Genomic DNA, 16,891 nt, shown 5'->3' with positions numbered 1-16,891 from the left:
ATTATAATCACATAACTGCAATTCCCATGGGCTCCGAATGAAAAAACTGCTTAAGTCGGTTGGCTTACCCATCCTGATCGGGCTTTTAGCCGCGCTCACAGTTCTGCTGATCAAGCCAGAGTTCGGTGGTATTTCAGAAAAATCCCGCAACCGTCTCATTGAACAATCATCCAGAGTGTTCAACTTCACCGGTCAGGTTTCTTACAGTGATGCGGTCAAAAGAGCAGCACCGGCTGTGGTCAGTATCTCTACAAACAGCCTGTCCCAGCGCGGTGACAGCAACCTGCCACTGCCTCAGAGAACCAATGCCCGCAATACCCCTGAAGGTTCCGGCGTTATTGTAGATCCTGAAGGTTATATCCTGACCAACCATCATGTGATTCAGAATGCCGCCAAACTGATGATTACTTTGCGTGATGGCCGTGAAGTCAAAGCCAGCATTATTGGTGCTGACCCGGAAAGTGACCTCGCCGTATTGAAAATAGACCTCAACGATTTGCCCTATCTGGACCTGGTAGACTCTGGCAGCGCCGAAATTGGCGATGTAGTTCTGGCCATTGGAAACCCATTTGGACTGGGGCAGACGGTGACCATGGGCATTATCAGTGCCACCGGCCGTAACGACCTGCAATTAAACACGTACGAGGACTTTATCCAAACCGATGCCGCCATCAATGTCGGCAATTCCGGCGGTGCCCTAGTCAATGCCTATGGCGATCTGGTTGGCATCAGCACACTATTATTTTCCCGTGGTGGTGGTAGTGAAGGGGTTGGCTTTGTAATTCCTTCCAATATGGCCCGCTTTGTGATGGATTCCATCATTAAATACGGTCGTGTGATTCGTGGCTGGCTGGGTATTGAGTCACAGCCACTCAGTTCGACACTGGCAGAAGCCTATGGAGTCAGCACGAAAGTTGGCATTTTAATTACCGGAGTTTATGAAGGCGGCCCGGCAGACAACGCGGGGCTAAGACGTGGAGATATTCTCACCGGCATCAATGGCCAGAGCACAAGGGATGGTCGCAAGGTAATGAATATGGTGGCCCGCATTCCACCCGGTCAACAGATGACCATGCAGGTGTTGAGAGATGGAGAAGCGATTGAATTAACCGCACAGGCAACAACACGACCGAAGATTGTTAACTGAATCTATAGAAGACACACGGAATGGCTCTTTGCCTTAAATAAAAAAACCGGGCTGATAAAGCCCGGAAAGAACGCACAGAACAACGATTACAGGAAGCTCTCACAAAGAGAAAGGCCTAGGCCTTTAAGTCCGGCTCCATCAGGGAAGAGCCGGAAGGTTCACATTCGAATTAGAACCAGTATTCAATACCAGTAGATGCTTCGCTGAAGCTGTTTGGTGTATCGGCTCTTTCAAGATCACGGTAACGAACATACACAACCGCATTAGAGTCAATCTTGTACATCAACTGAGTAGCCCAGACATCAGCTTCAGTGTCACCGGTTACACCATTAGTTTTAACATCTTCGTTTTTAGCGTAAGCAACTTTGGCTTGCCATTTCTGACCTTCGCCGAAGTTATACATCAAGCCAGTAGAGTAAGCGTCTTCTTCCTGCTTTTCACCGGCGTTGTTTTTAGCTTCTGCCATACGATACTGAGCAAAGTAACCAACTGGACCGTGACCACCTTGAACACCTACAAGATAGGTTTTGTTATCCCAATACTCACCTGTAAGATCACCTGCATCTGTATAGACGGCAGAATCGTAGTTCATCTCATAGGCAAGATCGAATTGTATCCAGTTTCCTTCGCCGTACTTAAACTGCTGATGAGCAGCTGCACCATGGTAATAGTTGCTGCCCGCTTTTTCACTTTTCGTGTCACCAGCACGATCGGCACCAGCGCCTGCGGCCAGGTCAAGAGTGAAACCAGACCAGAGCTCTTTTGAATCCCAGCGAATGGTATCGGACTGACGATCATTGAAATCATTACCCGCAATCTGACCGCCCCAGTCATAAACATCACCCAGACCTGGGTTGGAAGCAGGCCAGTCAACCAGTTCATAGATAGGCGTCAAAACCCGACCAACACGAACTAAACCAAACTGCTCACTATCAAAACCGATGAACGTATCGCGACCACCGAGATAGCCTCCACCGCCATTTTCGCCAGCAAAGTTAGGATCTACATAGCCTGTCTCGATTTGCCAGATAAACTTAGTATGCTCTGGCAGGCCATCAAACTTGGCATAACCGCGCCAGCCAAGGCGACTCTCATTATTGACCTGAATACCATCATTATTCTTTGCATCGTTATAATCACGATGAGCCACCTGTACGGAAATCACACCGTAAAAGTCATGACCGTATTTTTCTTCACCGTGGTTATCAGCAACCGCAGCAGTGGAAGCCAGTGCAGCCAGTACAGAACTTGCAATGATTGATTTCTTGTAACTATTCAGCACCCAGCAAAGGCGTATTGTTGTAATTTCGAACCGCTTTAAGAAGCGCCTGAAATATGTTCAACCCCTGCTTTTTAGCAGATGATAAATAGCTTCGGATTCGGGTAAACATGGTACCTCCGTCTTCGCTTCTGAAGCAGCCTGAGATCTTCTGCTTAAGTTTGGCCATCCTGGCATCACGTTCACTGCCATTGTTATCGAAGGGAATTGAAAAGTCCGACATGAAGCGCAACGTTTCAACCTTAAACTCAATAAGCCTTTTGAACAGGTTGTAGGCCTTGGTATTCCTGACCTTCTTACGTCCAAGCACCTGTCGTTGTTTTTCCATATAAGCGGTTTCCTTCGTGAGAGCCCTTTGAAGGATTTGGTCGTATATCGTCTCAATGCGAAGCTGTATTGCACCAGGCATTTGAGTCAGACCGGCTGCTTTGTATTTCTTGCAGAAGTGCCAGGAGAGCGTAAGCAATTTCATCAGCCGCAGAGCCAGCTTATTCGCATCCCTATCGACAACTCCCTGAAGCTCTCTCAGATGATGGGCATTACAAAGCACATGCACTGCCGCATAGGCAAAGTAGGACTTCCAATGATCGTGAACCAGAATGCCTGCAAAAGTCAGCAGGATGCCCATTGCATCCATTGCTTCACAACCTCGCCTTTCTGAGAGGTAGTAAAGCGTCCATTGGTCATCTCGCATAATGTGTAACCACCACAGTGAACCGTCAACCCGCATGCCAGTTTCATCCGCTCCTGCAACCGGACTTTCTTGTAAAGCATCGCGGATACTCTGCTCAGTAGAGGCCAGGTTCTCATGGGTATAGGCAACAAAATTGGCAACAGAGCCTGCGCTGACACTCATGCAATAAATAGTATTGAAATACTCAGACACCCGGTGATATGGGATGAAGTGATACTGGTTTAAATGAACAGCCATTGCCTGAGTCACTTCTCCGTATTGAGCAGCGGCTTTCACTCCTTGGGGAAACTCAGCGGTGTTCCGTTTACCACAAGGACATACTTTAACGTCTGCCCAGTACGCGGTAACTTCAAATTCTCCGGGTCTACCTGGATCAAAAACCTGTCGCTCAATGTATTTGGTGGGTTTAATATCGATAAGCGAAGACTGGCAACAGCAACATTTTTCAACCTTCAGATGCCTGACATAATCGGGTAAGGCGACACGTCTCAAACAAGAGCCTTGATGACCTTTCTGGCCACCTGGTTTATTGCCTGAAGATGGTCTAAGGCTTTTGGGGTTCGGTGTTTCCTGTGAGGAGCAGGGGGCTTCTTTGGAAGATGTATCACCTTTATCACTCCCTTTTTTACTGGGCTTTTGATAACCATCTGACGATGGTGGCTTACTACTGTTTTGACTGTTTTTATTAACCCTTTCTTCCAGTTCGCTGCAACGTTCCCGTAAAAGCGCATTCTCGGTCCGAAGCTCTTCATTCTCTTTAAGGAGAGCTTCGGTAAACGGAGTAGCTGGGAAGTCTGGTTCCATACTGGAGATTTGTTAGAAAAATTGAGTATAAGATGATGGTCGAAAAATCAGAAAATTCCAGATTTATATGAAGGGTGCTGAATAGTTACATTTATATTATCCAGCCAGTGGTCTCTACCAATGGCCTCCTTCCTCCTGAAAGTATTTCAGTCTAGGTATTCTTAGAGGACGGAGATTAATAATAACATAGATATAGGGAAAGGTACTTAGGGTCCAAGTATATGTTTATCCACTAAGCAGTAAAGAAAAAACAGAAGGTTAGAGACAGGTAAACCTGTCACTGTGGCTTTTGTCTACAAACAACGACTATTACATGGCCCACGGTCTAAGCTTTTGACCCTCTAAAGAAGAGAGTAGTTCGTCTTCCACCCCTCTGGATGTATGTCCTTTTAATAAGTCCTCTAATACCCCAGAACTTTTTGGTATTTCTTCATCATTTTGCAGTTGAATACTGCTTGAGGAACCAGAAATATCTCTTATTCTTGCAGACGCTGAGTGTGATGGAACGGTACTTATAAGCTTAGTACCCAGCTCAAACTCAGGATTTAACAAGTGCATTACACTGGGTGGTATAACCTTCTCAACCACACCGCTCATCTTAGTAGCATGTTCAGCCATATTTTGACTAATATGTTTTACCTGCTCAGGGTTAACAGGCAGCTTCGTTGCACTTTCAGGCACAGGACTGTCAGGGTTTCTGACGCCAGACTCTCTGAGTCGCATCAATGCCAGCAAGCACCCGTGAAGATCTTCACTAAATTGACGCTTATCGATGACATTACTGACCACTCTCAGTAGCCAGGGCTCTTTGTCTTTTCGATCAGACAAACGATCTCTCGAGTGAGGGGAAACAGCATTAAGTAATGCCATGGCTTTTTCTGGTTCCGCATCTGCCAGAAATACAAGCATCCACAAGAGAGCTTGGAGCTTTTGCTCATCCTCAGATTTCTTCAATTCATCTATCAATACCATAAAGGCTTCTTGAGGCGCAGCCCTTAACAGGCGATGGACAGATGATTTGCTCCCTTGTTGAATTTCGTACTCAACATTTGACTGCCACTCATGCACCTCACGCTCCAGCGATAAATTATCTTTATCTGACAATGCTGCTTTGATGCGATCTAGGTTCGCATCATATTGAGGACAATCAAGCGACACAGGTACAGGAGACATGCCATCAATAAACTGATTTAAATTCAAGACTCCAAGACCGGATTCCCCCTCAGGCATTTTGCTTATACCAGCATAAGGCAAGGGGATTTCGATGGTACTCGGTACAAAAAGAGAGAGCGCACCATTTAACATCTTGGCAAACCAGCGCACAACTTGATAAGGGCTTTGCTCTGAGAACAGCCTCAGTTTTAAGGCAAAAGCATGAGTGCCATCAGTTTGTTCAACCACCTTAGATTCACCAGAGTTGAGCGAATTTTGTATCAGTGAACTGCAAACTGGCCGAGCAAGAAGCCCTTCTGCCTCGACCGAAAGCTCATAGCTATCACTATTCAAAGAGACAGCACCTCCCTCAACATGGAAGGTGCTTCGAATATTTAACGCTCCAACTATCCAGCCCAGTAGCCAGTGAATCTTTCCAGTATCAACAACCCCAACGGCTTCAACAGTACCCGTTCTATCACCATCGAACTTAAACGCCAGTTCGGCCGACTTTAAATGCCCTGAATCTTCACACGTACAGACAACCGTTGCCGAAGGATTCTGATGATCTGGCTGGATGCTTACATCCTGCTTTAATTTGGGGTAGTGCTTGGTAAAATTCACCTTAAGCAATGCATTTTCCAAAGAAAACCCAAACCTTTCTCCATGCGTAACCTCACGAGTCTGGCCACCAGATTTCTCCTGTTTTCCAAGGCCTCCTTCAACCTTACCAATACCTACCGTAACCATCTCAGGGAAAAATGCATCGAATAAGGCTACCGCTGTCTTTTCTGGAGGCATTGTAGAGGCTGCGCTGATGAGAGCTGCTCGCTTTAACGGACTCAGCTCCGGTAGCCGGTAATCAAAAGTAACCCCCCTAACGTCAAAGCTAAGTGTCCGGTGCTCATTCGGTAATCCCGTTACCAGACCAGTCATACATTCGATGTAAACACGTCCATCATCTCCAGGTTTAAAAGTCACCGTAAGTGGGCCTAGCTCAAGGCCACCAAACGACAATTTTTGCAAAACAACCGGCCCATCAAGCTCTCCACCCATGCGTTGATACATTTCGGCAGTTTGCGCCAGAAAGCACAATACTTTTGGCAGTACATCAGGAATGGTCTCAGCAGGCTCTACCTTGACGTAACCAGAACTTAACGTTTCAGGATCAAGTTCTTTTTTGGCAAAAAGTTCCGCAACATCCGCAGCCAGTACGTTAAAATTCAAATTTCTGGTTTCCTGGCTGGCCTCAAGCAGGAAATATTCTTTTGCAGCCTGAACCACATACCCTTTTTGAGCTTCAATGACACTGCTGATATAAGGCTCCGCCAGTGAGCTCATGCTTTGTTCATGATCATGAATAAACTGACCGGCCCACTGAACGCAGCGAGTTACACTTCTTTCAAGCGTCTGCTCAACAATCACATCAATAGAGGGAACCAGAGCACGTTTCAACTCACTCATATCGGCTCCCATACGATGACTTAACGCTTCTACGACCGTATGGGTTAATTCCTCATGAACATTTTTGACGAATGCTGAAACCAGACTTTCTGCATTTTTCTCCTGACTCAACCAAACTGCCACGCCCTTAGTCATGGCCGATTGAATAGCGCCAAGCTTTTCTCTGGTTATTTGTTGAATACGGCCAACAGGGGATTCAGAATGCTTCATTTCACCATGAGCCCAACCAACACCGGATCTGACAACATGCTTTAATAGCGCAGTAGCCGCTGTTTTCATTTGAGCGTTAGTTGTTCCACCTTGATCTGGCAATGACTCCAGAGCCATCTCAGCAAATGATCGCATCGTATTATCTAAGGTTTCTTCGATGACTAATTTAACAGGAAGCACATTGACCAGATGATCAAGCTGCTCTCGAACATTATTAACCCAAACAGTCTCGCCTTTAATTCTTACAGCAGCGGCACCATCAAGCTCGTCTGCGTTTGATGGATCTCTTGATAAATTATATTCTTCAAGAAAAGTATTGAAGAGCCTCATCAGCCTACTGACAATTAGCTCATTACCTGAAATTAACGCCAGTGTTATGTTCCTTTGGTAATTCCTCAAACCAAAGGCTCTTCTGCCTGTTTGCCGATCAAAAGAATCTTCTAAAACATCAGACTTCATGTTTTCTAATAGATCAATGTTGCTCTGAATATCCCGAATTACCTTAAGAATGGCAGCCTGCTTTTTGGTTAATAAAGGAGATAATAATAAAAACTCTACATCCGCCTCTGAAAGAGCCCCAGGGTTAATAGTTAATTGCACCAGTATAATATCAGCTGCAGCTTCAAAGGCCTTTTTATCATCCTCATTCAGTGGATCAATAGAGGCGTCTTTGAAGTCACAAACAATGTGGTTTAGCATCTCCTGGTCAATTTTATTCTCATAACGCTCAAAGGCACGATCAATAGAGAACATTAACCCATCTTCAAGCATTGTTTGATAACCATCGAGATTGGCCTCAAGGACATCGCATGCCTTTTCAGCGCCAGCCAGAATGGTTGGCTCTAAAACAGCACACAAAATACTGTTGATGTGTTCCGCTGCGGCTGAAGAAACTGCAAGCTTTATTAAGTCTTCATCCTCAGAGCCATCCAGAAGATCGATGATATGAGGCATAATGTGCTCGGCAACCTCCTGAATCATATCTTGAATGAAAGGTGTTACCACGGGCAATACAGGCATTGCTGAGGGGGCTGCGTCAGCACCCGCTTTCAGGCGACCAGCATCACCTCTCATTTTTTGACGAAGTGTATCCAGAGCTTGCCTGACAACCGCTGTCACCCCTCCAGAAAAACCGGGAATCATCGACTGCAGAAAGCCTTCTGTTGAATCCTTTCTGGGAGCAGAAGCTGAATCTGGAGCTGGAGCTGGAGCTGGAGCTGGAGCTGGAGCTGGAGCTGTATGATCAGGATCAGTAACTGTCTCCACCACCTCCGGATTACGTTCACCGGTCTCAGGCAATGGGTTAGCCAATTCGTGCCTTAGTTCATTATAAAATTGGCTAAAATGCGTATTTTCTGGCTCCTCATTCTGTGGTGAAGGAATAGCCTGAGGATAACCCTGATTTAATGGCTCTTCGTTTGGGGTGGCAGTTATTTCAGGAGTCAGTAATGCTAAAACATCTCCCCCTTTCGGACATTTATTGATAGCATCCTTAGTTCGTATTAACCGACCTCTTACAGTATCACTAATCTGACGTTCAGCTATGTTGAGTGCTTTGTTAATATATACTTCGATAGTGTCTGTAATTTGATTTTTCAAAAATCGGTTTACCATATTAGGTAACCAGATTAAGAACAGTTTTAAGCCGCCCTTGATCATCCCAACCGTTGGTCCGAAATAATACCTCTTTCTAAACTCGGCGGAGAGTCCATTAGCAACAGTTTCAAAGATATGTTCAGGAAGAGCCTCTAGAGTACGCGGATTATTCATACCCCAATCAAGAGCTTCAGCTACAAGTCCCGACTGAGCTTTAACCAGTGCCTTATTAACCACTCCCTGAAATACGCTGAGAATTTCATCCAGGTTACCATCCGCCATTTCCAATAAATCTGGCATTACCTTGAGCAAAGCATCATTTAACACGTTATTAGCAACGGGATCATTACCAATATTGTTTCTGACCTGAGATACTTTTTCCGGAATACCTGCAATACCTTTATCAAGAAACTGCTTGATTGCAGGAGCAAGAAACGCTTCAATTTTTTCATCAACACTTTCAGGGTTCTGCTCTGACTCAGAAGCCATCGATTCAACAAACAGACTCATTGACCGCGTGAGCAGGCTGTAAATTTCTCTGGCTCCTGATTTGCTTTCTGACCATTCTGAATAGCTTTTAAGGTTCTCTGTAAAAACATGACTTAAGGACTCAGCCACATAGTCTCTGATGACAGGTGTCAACGTATTCGTGATTCTCTCTACACGAGTGTATTCTTGAGCATCATAAAAATCATCGTCTTCAGTGAGTTGTGATTGGGCATCAAAAAATTCATCTTCACTTTCAGACAATACCTCAGGTTCGAGAGCGCGTTTATCCAACTTCACTACAGCAAACCGGATACCCTGCTGGATTGCATCGTCACTGATGTGTCTTTTGATGAACTCCTTAAAATCTGGTTGAGCTCCCTCCACATGAGCTGCAGACCATCTGAGTCCTTTAACCAATTCTTTACCAAGAACGCGAACCAGATCCCGTTGATCCTGCGGGTTTGATAGTGCTTTCATACAGGCACCCTGCCCAAAATCACAGGTATATTGCTGGACCTTTCTTGTTAGAATCTGTGCAGTCTTACCAGCTACCCAAAACGTGCCATCTTTTGCAGTCGTTGCAGCTTTACCTACAGCCCAAAGCGTTCCGTCCTTTGTAGTCGTTGCAGCTTTACTTACAGCCCAAAGCGTTCCATCTTTGGCAGTCATGATACCGCGCCCCATTCCTGAGCATGCTTGAGTGGTTTTACCCCGAAACCAACTGTTCCAACCTACAGGCTCAGAAGAAGGATCCTCATGAATAACTGCTGACTCCTGATCTCCAGCATTCTCGATTTGACCAACCTCTGGCACGGGTATTTTTGGAAGGGGGCTCACAGGGATAGGAGCTTCGGCAACTGTTTTTTGAACAGACAGGGCTGGGTCAGACGGGACAACCTGTATATTTTGAACCTCAACACACTTTATTGAATGCGAAGAAGGATCTACAGGAAGACTACTGCATTTAACACTGCTTTGTACTGTTGAGACCGGCACTACAGGAGATGCTTTGGTCACTCGCTCTGCATCAAAAAATGCCGGTGAAATAGCGGATTCAATAGCCGGTGAAATAAACACTAATGATCCTCTTATTCCCTTTAACATCCTGTTTCAGGAAAAGTGGTAAACGCTTAGGAATACTGATTAAATGCAATCGCAATAACAAAAAACACATATTAATTTCGATATAGCTTTTTGAATCAAAACGTATTCTCTGTCAATTTAAAACTATAGTTTCGTTAGAATATTTAAAAGAAGAAAAGTTCCTTGGTATTTGACCATTAATCCAAAAAATCACGTAAAATAAATGTAAATCGATATATATATCTTTGGGGTTTATTCCTAACATCATCACACTACTAATAACCACCTGCAAGAAATGGAAGCCAGAAATTAATTAACCCTATATTTCTAAAAAAATCTCCAAAACCATTATCAGTTGCTGTTTTATTTTTAATTAAAGTCATTAAACAGCAGCCAAAGCAACGCCAACCTCTTAACATTTAACAATCGAATTAGAAAAACAGTATGGGTGCTCTCTCAATTTGATAACTGACTCATAGGTTAGCTTCAACCTTTCCAGTCATGAACTCAGACCAAAGTTGTTCCCAGCGCCCCTTACTCTGGATCAGTGCTCTTGTTGTCAAAAGCACTTCCGCTCCTGTTGCTTTCCACCTCATTCCAGAACCACATAATCGTTGCTTTACCAGAGTCTTACAAGCCGCTTCAGTAACTCCTGAACCTATTGGCCAATGGCGTTTAAGCGCCTGATGATAATTCATTAACTGGTGATTGTTTGTAAAATAGCTCACAGCTTTGTAGCGCTTCTCTGTCAGTGCGATTGTCTTTTTCGGGAGCTCGGCTGATTCAATTTCCTGAAGGATTTTTTTGGCTGCTCCACGCTTGTTTTTCAAACTATGTAGCCTGTCTTCAAGCCACTGGTGTCGCTTCGCCTTACTGGTTGGAAACAGTGCTTCCGCTGCTCCAGCTAAATATTCAGATGCATGATAAAAATCGAGTATCTGCCCAGAGGTATGTTGTTTCAAATAACTCCAGTTTTCTCTAGCCCCGTCAGCTACCCCGATGTATGTGGCATTTGGGTAGAGTCGTTTTAGATCTGCAATCTCCTCGTCGAGCTTGCTCATAAAGCTTTGTTTACCATACTCTGGCGAACTGGCTGTATATATCGTGTGGAGCCTGTCTCCATCTGCAGAATATAGGCTCAATGTCCCACACATGGCTTCCCTCCAGCCTTCTTCACAAAGCAGCATGCAGGTTCCATCCAGACCAATGGCTATTGTTTCAACAGGCTCTTTTAGTGGAGGAAGGTGGTAGTGAGTGTCTTGCTGGTCTTCAATTAATGCACCTACTCTGTCCGATAAATGCTTGATATAAGAATTTGAAAGCGTCCTTTGATGGTTGGTCTCAAAATCTTCTTTTACCGCAGGCGCTGGCATCTGGCTGTATTTCCAGGCGATAGACTTGGCAAATTTGGGGGTAGCTGAACCAATAATACCGGCACGAAGATCAAGTGCTGCCAGAGTACTGCCACCTCTGACACCCTGATATACGGAGCGCTCCAAAGGTATACGACCGTATAAGGTTTCATAGTGCTTAAGAACCTTTCCTTTGTAGTTCCACTTCTGCTGATTAACGACGATAGGTTCTTTATTGGGTGATTCAAATAGCCCCAATAACTCTTTTGTTCCAAGCTGCCCGGCTTCATTGAGTGCACGCTGTAAACTATCTTCAAGATTCAGCATGTTGCCTGAATCTATAGAAACTTCAATTTGCAAAACGATGCTTTTGGTAGAGCTGGAAATAACAGAAGCGGGCATGACAGTTAACTATTATGAGTGGTGTTCCCATAGTAGCTGTGAAAATAGAGCACTATTGTTTCAATCATTCAGAGAGAGCACCCAACAGTATTTCCTCGTATTTAACCTTTTTACTCCCTGTAAGTGAAGATCTTTACAAGGTTAATCGTAAGTAACTATCCACTCACCCAGAAATATTCGATTCCATATGGCCAGCTACTTAGTGGGTGCGAAATATCTATTTCTGAGGAGGGGTAATGGCTGAATCGTTGATTCTGTTGATATAAAGATTCTTTCTCAGCGGTTTTGACCTCGAGTAAGGACGCAGTAATCTGCTAAAAGCAGTAGTGAGTTTAGCCGTTAAAGCTCAAGCAGAAACGGCATAGGAGTGAGTACTCAAACTTGAGGCACCACGAAAATGTTATGTCACTGAGCCTAGGCAGCTGCAGCAGCCTGCTGCTCAAGCCAGCCAACAATTTCTGAAACATCATCCGGAATCTGAACTGATCGACCAGTAGAAGCTTTTTCAAACGAGCCAGACACATCAATTTCCTGGTCATTAATTGCCTCCTGAAGTTCATGACTGGCCTCCAGAGATAAATTCTGGATAGCTTCTTTCTTATCATCACCAGAATAAGGTGTAATCAACCGCAACAGTTGATCCTTGGAGAGACCTTCATCACCAACTGGAAAAGCACTTCGCAGCATGTCAATCATGTCCTGATTGGTCAGGCTCATTTTCAGTGCCTGCTCACTAAATGCCGGGAGCAGTGGAGCCCTATCCAATGGATAATTTTCAAGTTCCTCAGGTATTCCTTTGGTTTCCTGGTAAATCTCTGCAACTGCAGCTTCAAAACTCTCAGGTCCCTGGTCACCAGTGACAAGAGACCATATCCTGTTTTTGCCAGCAGAAAGTACACTGGAAAGCTGGTCAGCCCAGCTGTAACGGCTATCCGACGCATCACGACCAAAGCTTGCAGCATACCCCGCCCCAACAGCTTTCAATAAAAGAGGTCCTCCCAAAGGCAGTGAAGTAATCATGTTTGTGTAGCCAGCCAGAACTCCGACAATCCCTTTCATATAATCTTCAAATGAAACGACTTCACCGGGTTTCATCATTCGGCCGGTCTTATCCAGAATCACGCGACAGAGAAGGTGCGTCTGCAGCAGCTCACGAACCTGCTCATTATCTTTCGCCTGATGCGAAAGATCACAAAGCAGCCTATTCTCATGCTGACGATCCAGCACGCCAGGAACCACTTTCTCAGGAGAGTACTTCGCTACCATTCCATAGGCCTTACAAAGGATATTCTCAAGATCCTCTCTCTGGAAAGGCGCCATGAAATATTTATTGGCGTGTGAATGACTCATGTTATCACCCACGCTCTTGGCTCGTGACAACTGCTCACTCATTCGTTCCAGAGGCAAAATGGAAAGCAGCGCCTGACACTGCTCATCACACCAGGCTGCAATTTCTTTTCTCTCTTCCCCGGTTTTCCCCATTGCAAATGTTTGAGCATCACCCTGAATCTTTTCTACCTGCTTCATGATCTCCCAGCATGTGCGGTTTTCCTGCATCCGGTGACAGGGGCGAATCATATCTCGCAGTAGCCACGAGGTATTATTCTCTACCATTTCACTGATTACCTGCTGTCGCTGTTCTCCCATGGACGCTTTAGCCAGCCGCATGAGATTTCCGTATGCCTCGAATGTTTTAAGATCAGCAAACTGGTGACCGGACTTTTGGGTATAGTAATCCACCATTTCCTGCAGTAATGACTGAGGAGCTTCCATAAAAAAGCTTCGGACCGCTTTATCAAGATCATACCCACCCGCAGTCAGCTCAAGGAGATTGCTGAGGTAAGCCAATCGGCTATGGAATGGCGCGCGCCCCTGCTTCATGACAGCCATTGCGGCTTCATGAGTCGAGCAGTGGCCGGAGTTGCACATTGCTCCAACTACTCGCCAATACCTTGAATCCATCCAGCTATCGCAAGCGCTTCCGGCAATAACTTTTTCCATTTTCATACCAGCCAGAGCCAAATCCTGCTCAAGCATTCTTCGACTGAGCTCATTTTCCAGAGTTCTTGCCTCTAATGGCCTTGGCAGGACAGCTTCGGCAAAGTCAACAGCATACTTCATAGCCTGAGCCGTCCATCCTTTGGCCTCAGCCTGCTCATTTCTACGGCGATCCTGATAAAGCTCTTCAGAATTATTAATACCTTCCGCAAACTTCTCCGAATTTGTTTTTGGTCGCTCAAGCGCCTGAAGCTGCTGAGCGCCAACAGCAGCGATCATGGCTGCAGATATGGGCGCGGGAAGAAGGGGAGCAATAAGTGCCTGCTGGCCTTTAATTTTATCCGCCACGGTTTCAAACAATGCTTTCCCTGCTTCAGGTGTTGTATCCGGTCTGGTCAAATCCTGAGCACTTCCATCACGGCTTTTCTGTGCTGTATTCCAACGATAGAACACATCACGAAGCAACGTTGTCTGACGATGGAACTCTTCAAGCTCTTCGGTTCTTGCATCAACAGGCTCAGGTTTCCTCAATTCAGTCATGATCAAACTGATCAGGAAATACTGCTCTGTCGGTAACGTAAATGCACCATCCTTAAGCTGTTCCAATGACAGGTCGGCAAAAGGAAATTTTTCACTCGCACTGGTGGCTTTAATCAGCTGAAGAGCTTTATTTGGCATCACATCGGTAAGAGTGGCCATCAAGCGAACCAGTCTTTTGCGATTAGCCAGATCTTCTGGTTTTTCTTTGACATGGTTAACATAGGTCATCATGACCGGCAGGGGCATGCGTCGGTACAGGCTTTCTTCGGCGGAAAAGTTATACCTTTTACGCTCATCTTCTGCTTCAGCCATGATCTTTTCTGCTGCAACAAGAACAGGGTCGTCGGTCCCATTCAGTTTCGGAGCCCTCAGAGATTGCTCTGCTTCCGCTAATAAGTCTTCATGCCTCTTACAGTAAAGAGAGCTGGCACACGGCAGTATTCCACGACTCATATCGCCAATCACAACATAGCCGAGCCCCTTCTTACCTTTCTCCATTGGTCTGAGACCACAAAGGGGTATGGGAATTTCAATGGGGTGACTACCAATTAAGCCGTTCACGAACCGGACAAATTTGGGGAAACGACCAAACGTGCCATCTTCATAAAGGAGAGATAGCTGCAGCTTTAATGTATTCTGTCCATCTTTAACCGTTAAACCTGAAAGACGAGACTTTAAGGTATTCTTAAGAACGGTTTTTACCAGAAAGCGCACCAGCCGGTTACCAATCGATACATCAATTTTATTGTGAAAACCATCCAGTGGAGCAACACCATTTTCAATTCTGGATTTAAAACGAACCTTTACTTTGCCAAACGGCTTAAGCAACCAACTGATTTTTGATAAATCAATGGTTGTCTTCGTTTCAACCTCACCTGAACGTTCCTCATCAATACGGATCTTTGCACTAGCTTTAGAAATAAAGCTGTCACTTTTTATACCGCCTTTTATATTCCCCGGCGTAACAGTTACTTCAGGCGTCAGGCCTGGATAAAAATCCTTATTGATATGCAGTTTTAAGGAAGTATTCTCCAGCTGGAATTTAGCTTCATCAGCGGTGCCACCTTCTAACCAGCGTCCACGGGTAGTACCTTCAACCTTACCAATGGAAATGGTTGCCAGTTCAGGGCAGAAAGCTTCACATATGAGACCAGCCGCCGCCTCTGGCTGCATAGTAACCGCCGCAGCCACCGCTTTAGCCTGCTTTTCTCTATCGGAAGGCAGTGGACAAGCGATTTCCACATTTTTCAGTCTCACATCAACACTTTCATAGAGGTCAGGCTCAACAGCAACGCCTTCACCAGTTGACGCTAAAGGCTGATCACCTTTATGTGGAACCAGAAGAAACGACAGATCTGAAATTACAATATGTCCATTTTCAAGGCGTCTGATATGCGCCTGAACGTTCCTGAAAGCAGCATCGCCAACAATGACCTCATCAAGCCTGATGATATCCTCTTCACAGGCCCAGAAGTCTTCCATTGGAAGTGTTCCAGCGCTCATAACATGCCCTAATCTGCCAGCAGCGTCGAGCATGCCTTTCTTTGCAGAAAAGCCAACGGTCAAAACATTCAGTAATCTGGCAGTAGCGTCGAGAGCCTGAGACTTGTTAGGAACTGTAACGATTGGCTGACCTTTGCCCGGATCTGTCCCAGTAATATAAGAAGCCACAACCCGGTAGATGACCTCTCCTGCATGAGTTTTGTTCTCTACCTGCTGGGCCGCTTCTTTGATGGCTTCACGTTTTTCGACAACCTTATTAATAACAGGCTTTACGGCATTATCCTTAACCGCTTCAACCAGTCGCCCAGCCCACTGGGCAACACGTCCCGCACCATGAACAGCCCCAGACCATAGACGACCCAAAAAGCCTGGCTGATCAACTGGCTGCTCTTGGACATCACCGTCCTCAGGCGTACTGGTCTTCGCAGTGACTGGCCCACCAGCTAACGCGTCAGAACGATCACGGGTTTCAACCTCATCGGTCAAGGAAACATCTGACCTAGCGTCAAAAAACTCCAATTCATCCCCATCATCAGAAACATGATCGGGTTGATCTGACACTGGAGAGTAAGAATGCAGATTGTTACTGGCGTATTGCTTTTCAGAATGGTCAGTAATTAACGCATCAGCAGATACCTCATCGGTAAAATCGCGAGGTTTAATATCATCTGCCCAAGGTTGGTATGCTTCAGCATCCAAGAATTCATCTTCATCCTCACCATTAGATACAGAATCCAACTGTTCGGATAAAGAAGGAGTTGCCTGATGAGCTCTATTGAAGCGAGATTCAGCAGAGTCTGGGACAGTAGGAGTTTTTGGCCGAACGTCCTCTGTAACAGCACCCACTGAGAAGCCATTTCTTGTCTTACCGGCCTTCTCGGACTGTTTTGGCTCAGCCAAATTCTCAGGGAGTGGTGTATCGCCTCTTCCCTGGGCTGGAACAACACTGTTATTTACCTTATCCGTGGGCATTTTAGGGCTCCATTCCTACTTTATTTGTTATTTTTAAACTTAGTTACCAGTTTAGTCATTAACAGGCGTGTTAGTATGACTGGCCAATTACAATTAAAACGCAACACATTGAAATCATTAATTTTTAATAAAATAATCAATGCGTGGCGGCAGATTTAAACACACGTTTGTTTAGAATGAAGACAATAAAGAAAGTTCCCCATTTT

The 16,891-nt window shown here is 45.4% G+C and carries 6 protein-coding genes; 1 reads left to right on the top strand and 5 read right to left on the bottom strand.

Annotation, left to right across the window (positions count from 1 at the left end; genetic code table 11):
- Positions 1–37 precede the first annotated feature (37 nt).
- Positions 38–1,147: a S1C family serine protease gene (locus tag ACOCLE_RS26345; RefSeq protein ID WP_419534937.1), complete on the top strand. Its 1,110-nt coding sequence runs from the start codon at positions 38–40 to the stop codon at positions 1,145–1,147.
- A 169-nt stretch (positions 1,148–1,316) separates the two neighbouring features.
- Here the strand turns inward: ACOCLE_RS26345 and ACOCLE_RS26340 are convergent, their stop codons facing one another.
- The 5 genes from ACOCLE_RS26340 to ACOCLE_RS26320 form a co-directional block, all read right to left on the bottom strand.
- On the bottom strand, positions 1,317–2,429 hold the full coding sequence (locus ACOCLE_RS26340) for a porin (RefSeq protein ID WP_419534936.1): 1,113 nt from the start codon (positions 2,427–2,429) through the stop codon (positions 1,317–1,319).
- Entirely contained in the window at positions 2,419–3,924 is a 1,506-nt protein-coding gene (gene tnpC / locus ACOCLE_RS26335; RefSeq protein WP_419532963.1) for an IS66 family transposase, read from the bottom strand. Before tnpC ends, ACOCLE_RS26340 begins: the two co-directional genes overlap by 11 nt.
- 309 nt (positions 3,925–4,233) lie before the next feature.
- Positions 4,234–9,912, bottom strand: coding sequence for a hypothetical protein (locus ACOCLE_RS26330; RefSeq protein ID WP_419534935.1), 5,679 nt, complete (start codon positions 9,910–9,912; stop codon positions 4,234–4,236).
- 479 nt (positions 9,913–10,391) lie between these two features.
- Positions 10,392–11,672, bottom strand: coding sequence for an ISKra4 family transposase (locus tag ACOCLE_RS26325; protein WP_419532972.1), 1,281 nt, complete (start codon positions 11,670–11,672; stop codon positions 10,392–10,394).
- A gap of 414 nt (positions 11,673–12,086) precedes the next feature.
- Complete coding sequence (locus tag ACOCLE_RS26320) at positions 12,087–16,685, bottom strand: hypothetical protein (protein ID WP_419534934.1); 4,599 nt, start codon at positions 16,683–16,685, stop codon at positions 12,087–12,089.
- Positions 16,686–16,891: the final 206 nt, after the last annotated feature.

It is taken from the genome of Endozoicomonas sp. (assembly GCF_965196975.1).
GTDB lineage: Bacteria > Pseudomonadota > Gammaproteobacteria > Pseudomonadales > Endozoicomonadaceae > Endozoicomonas.
Note: the sequence above shows the minus strand (reverse complement) of the source record. Positions and strands in the feature narration are given on the sequence as shown.

Bases quoted from the DNA above. Each gene is read 5' to 3' on its own strand.
- ACOCLE_RS26345 (WP_419534937.1), top strand. From the start codon at position 38: ATGAAAAAACTGCTTAAGTCGGTTGGCTTACCCATCCTGATCGGGCTT.
- tnpC (WP_419532963.1), bottom strand. From the start codon at position 3,924: ATGGAACCAGACTTCCCAGCTACTCCGTTTACCGAAGCTCTCCTTAAA.
- ACOCLE_RS26325 (WP_419532972.1), bottom strand. From the start codon at position 11,672: ATGCCCGCTTCTGTTATTTCCAGCTCTACCAAAAGCATCGTTTTGCAA.
- ACOCLE_RS26320 (WP_419534934.1), bottom strand. From the start codon at position 16,685: ATGCCCACGGATAAGGTAAATAACAGTGTTGTTCCAGCCCAGGGAAGA.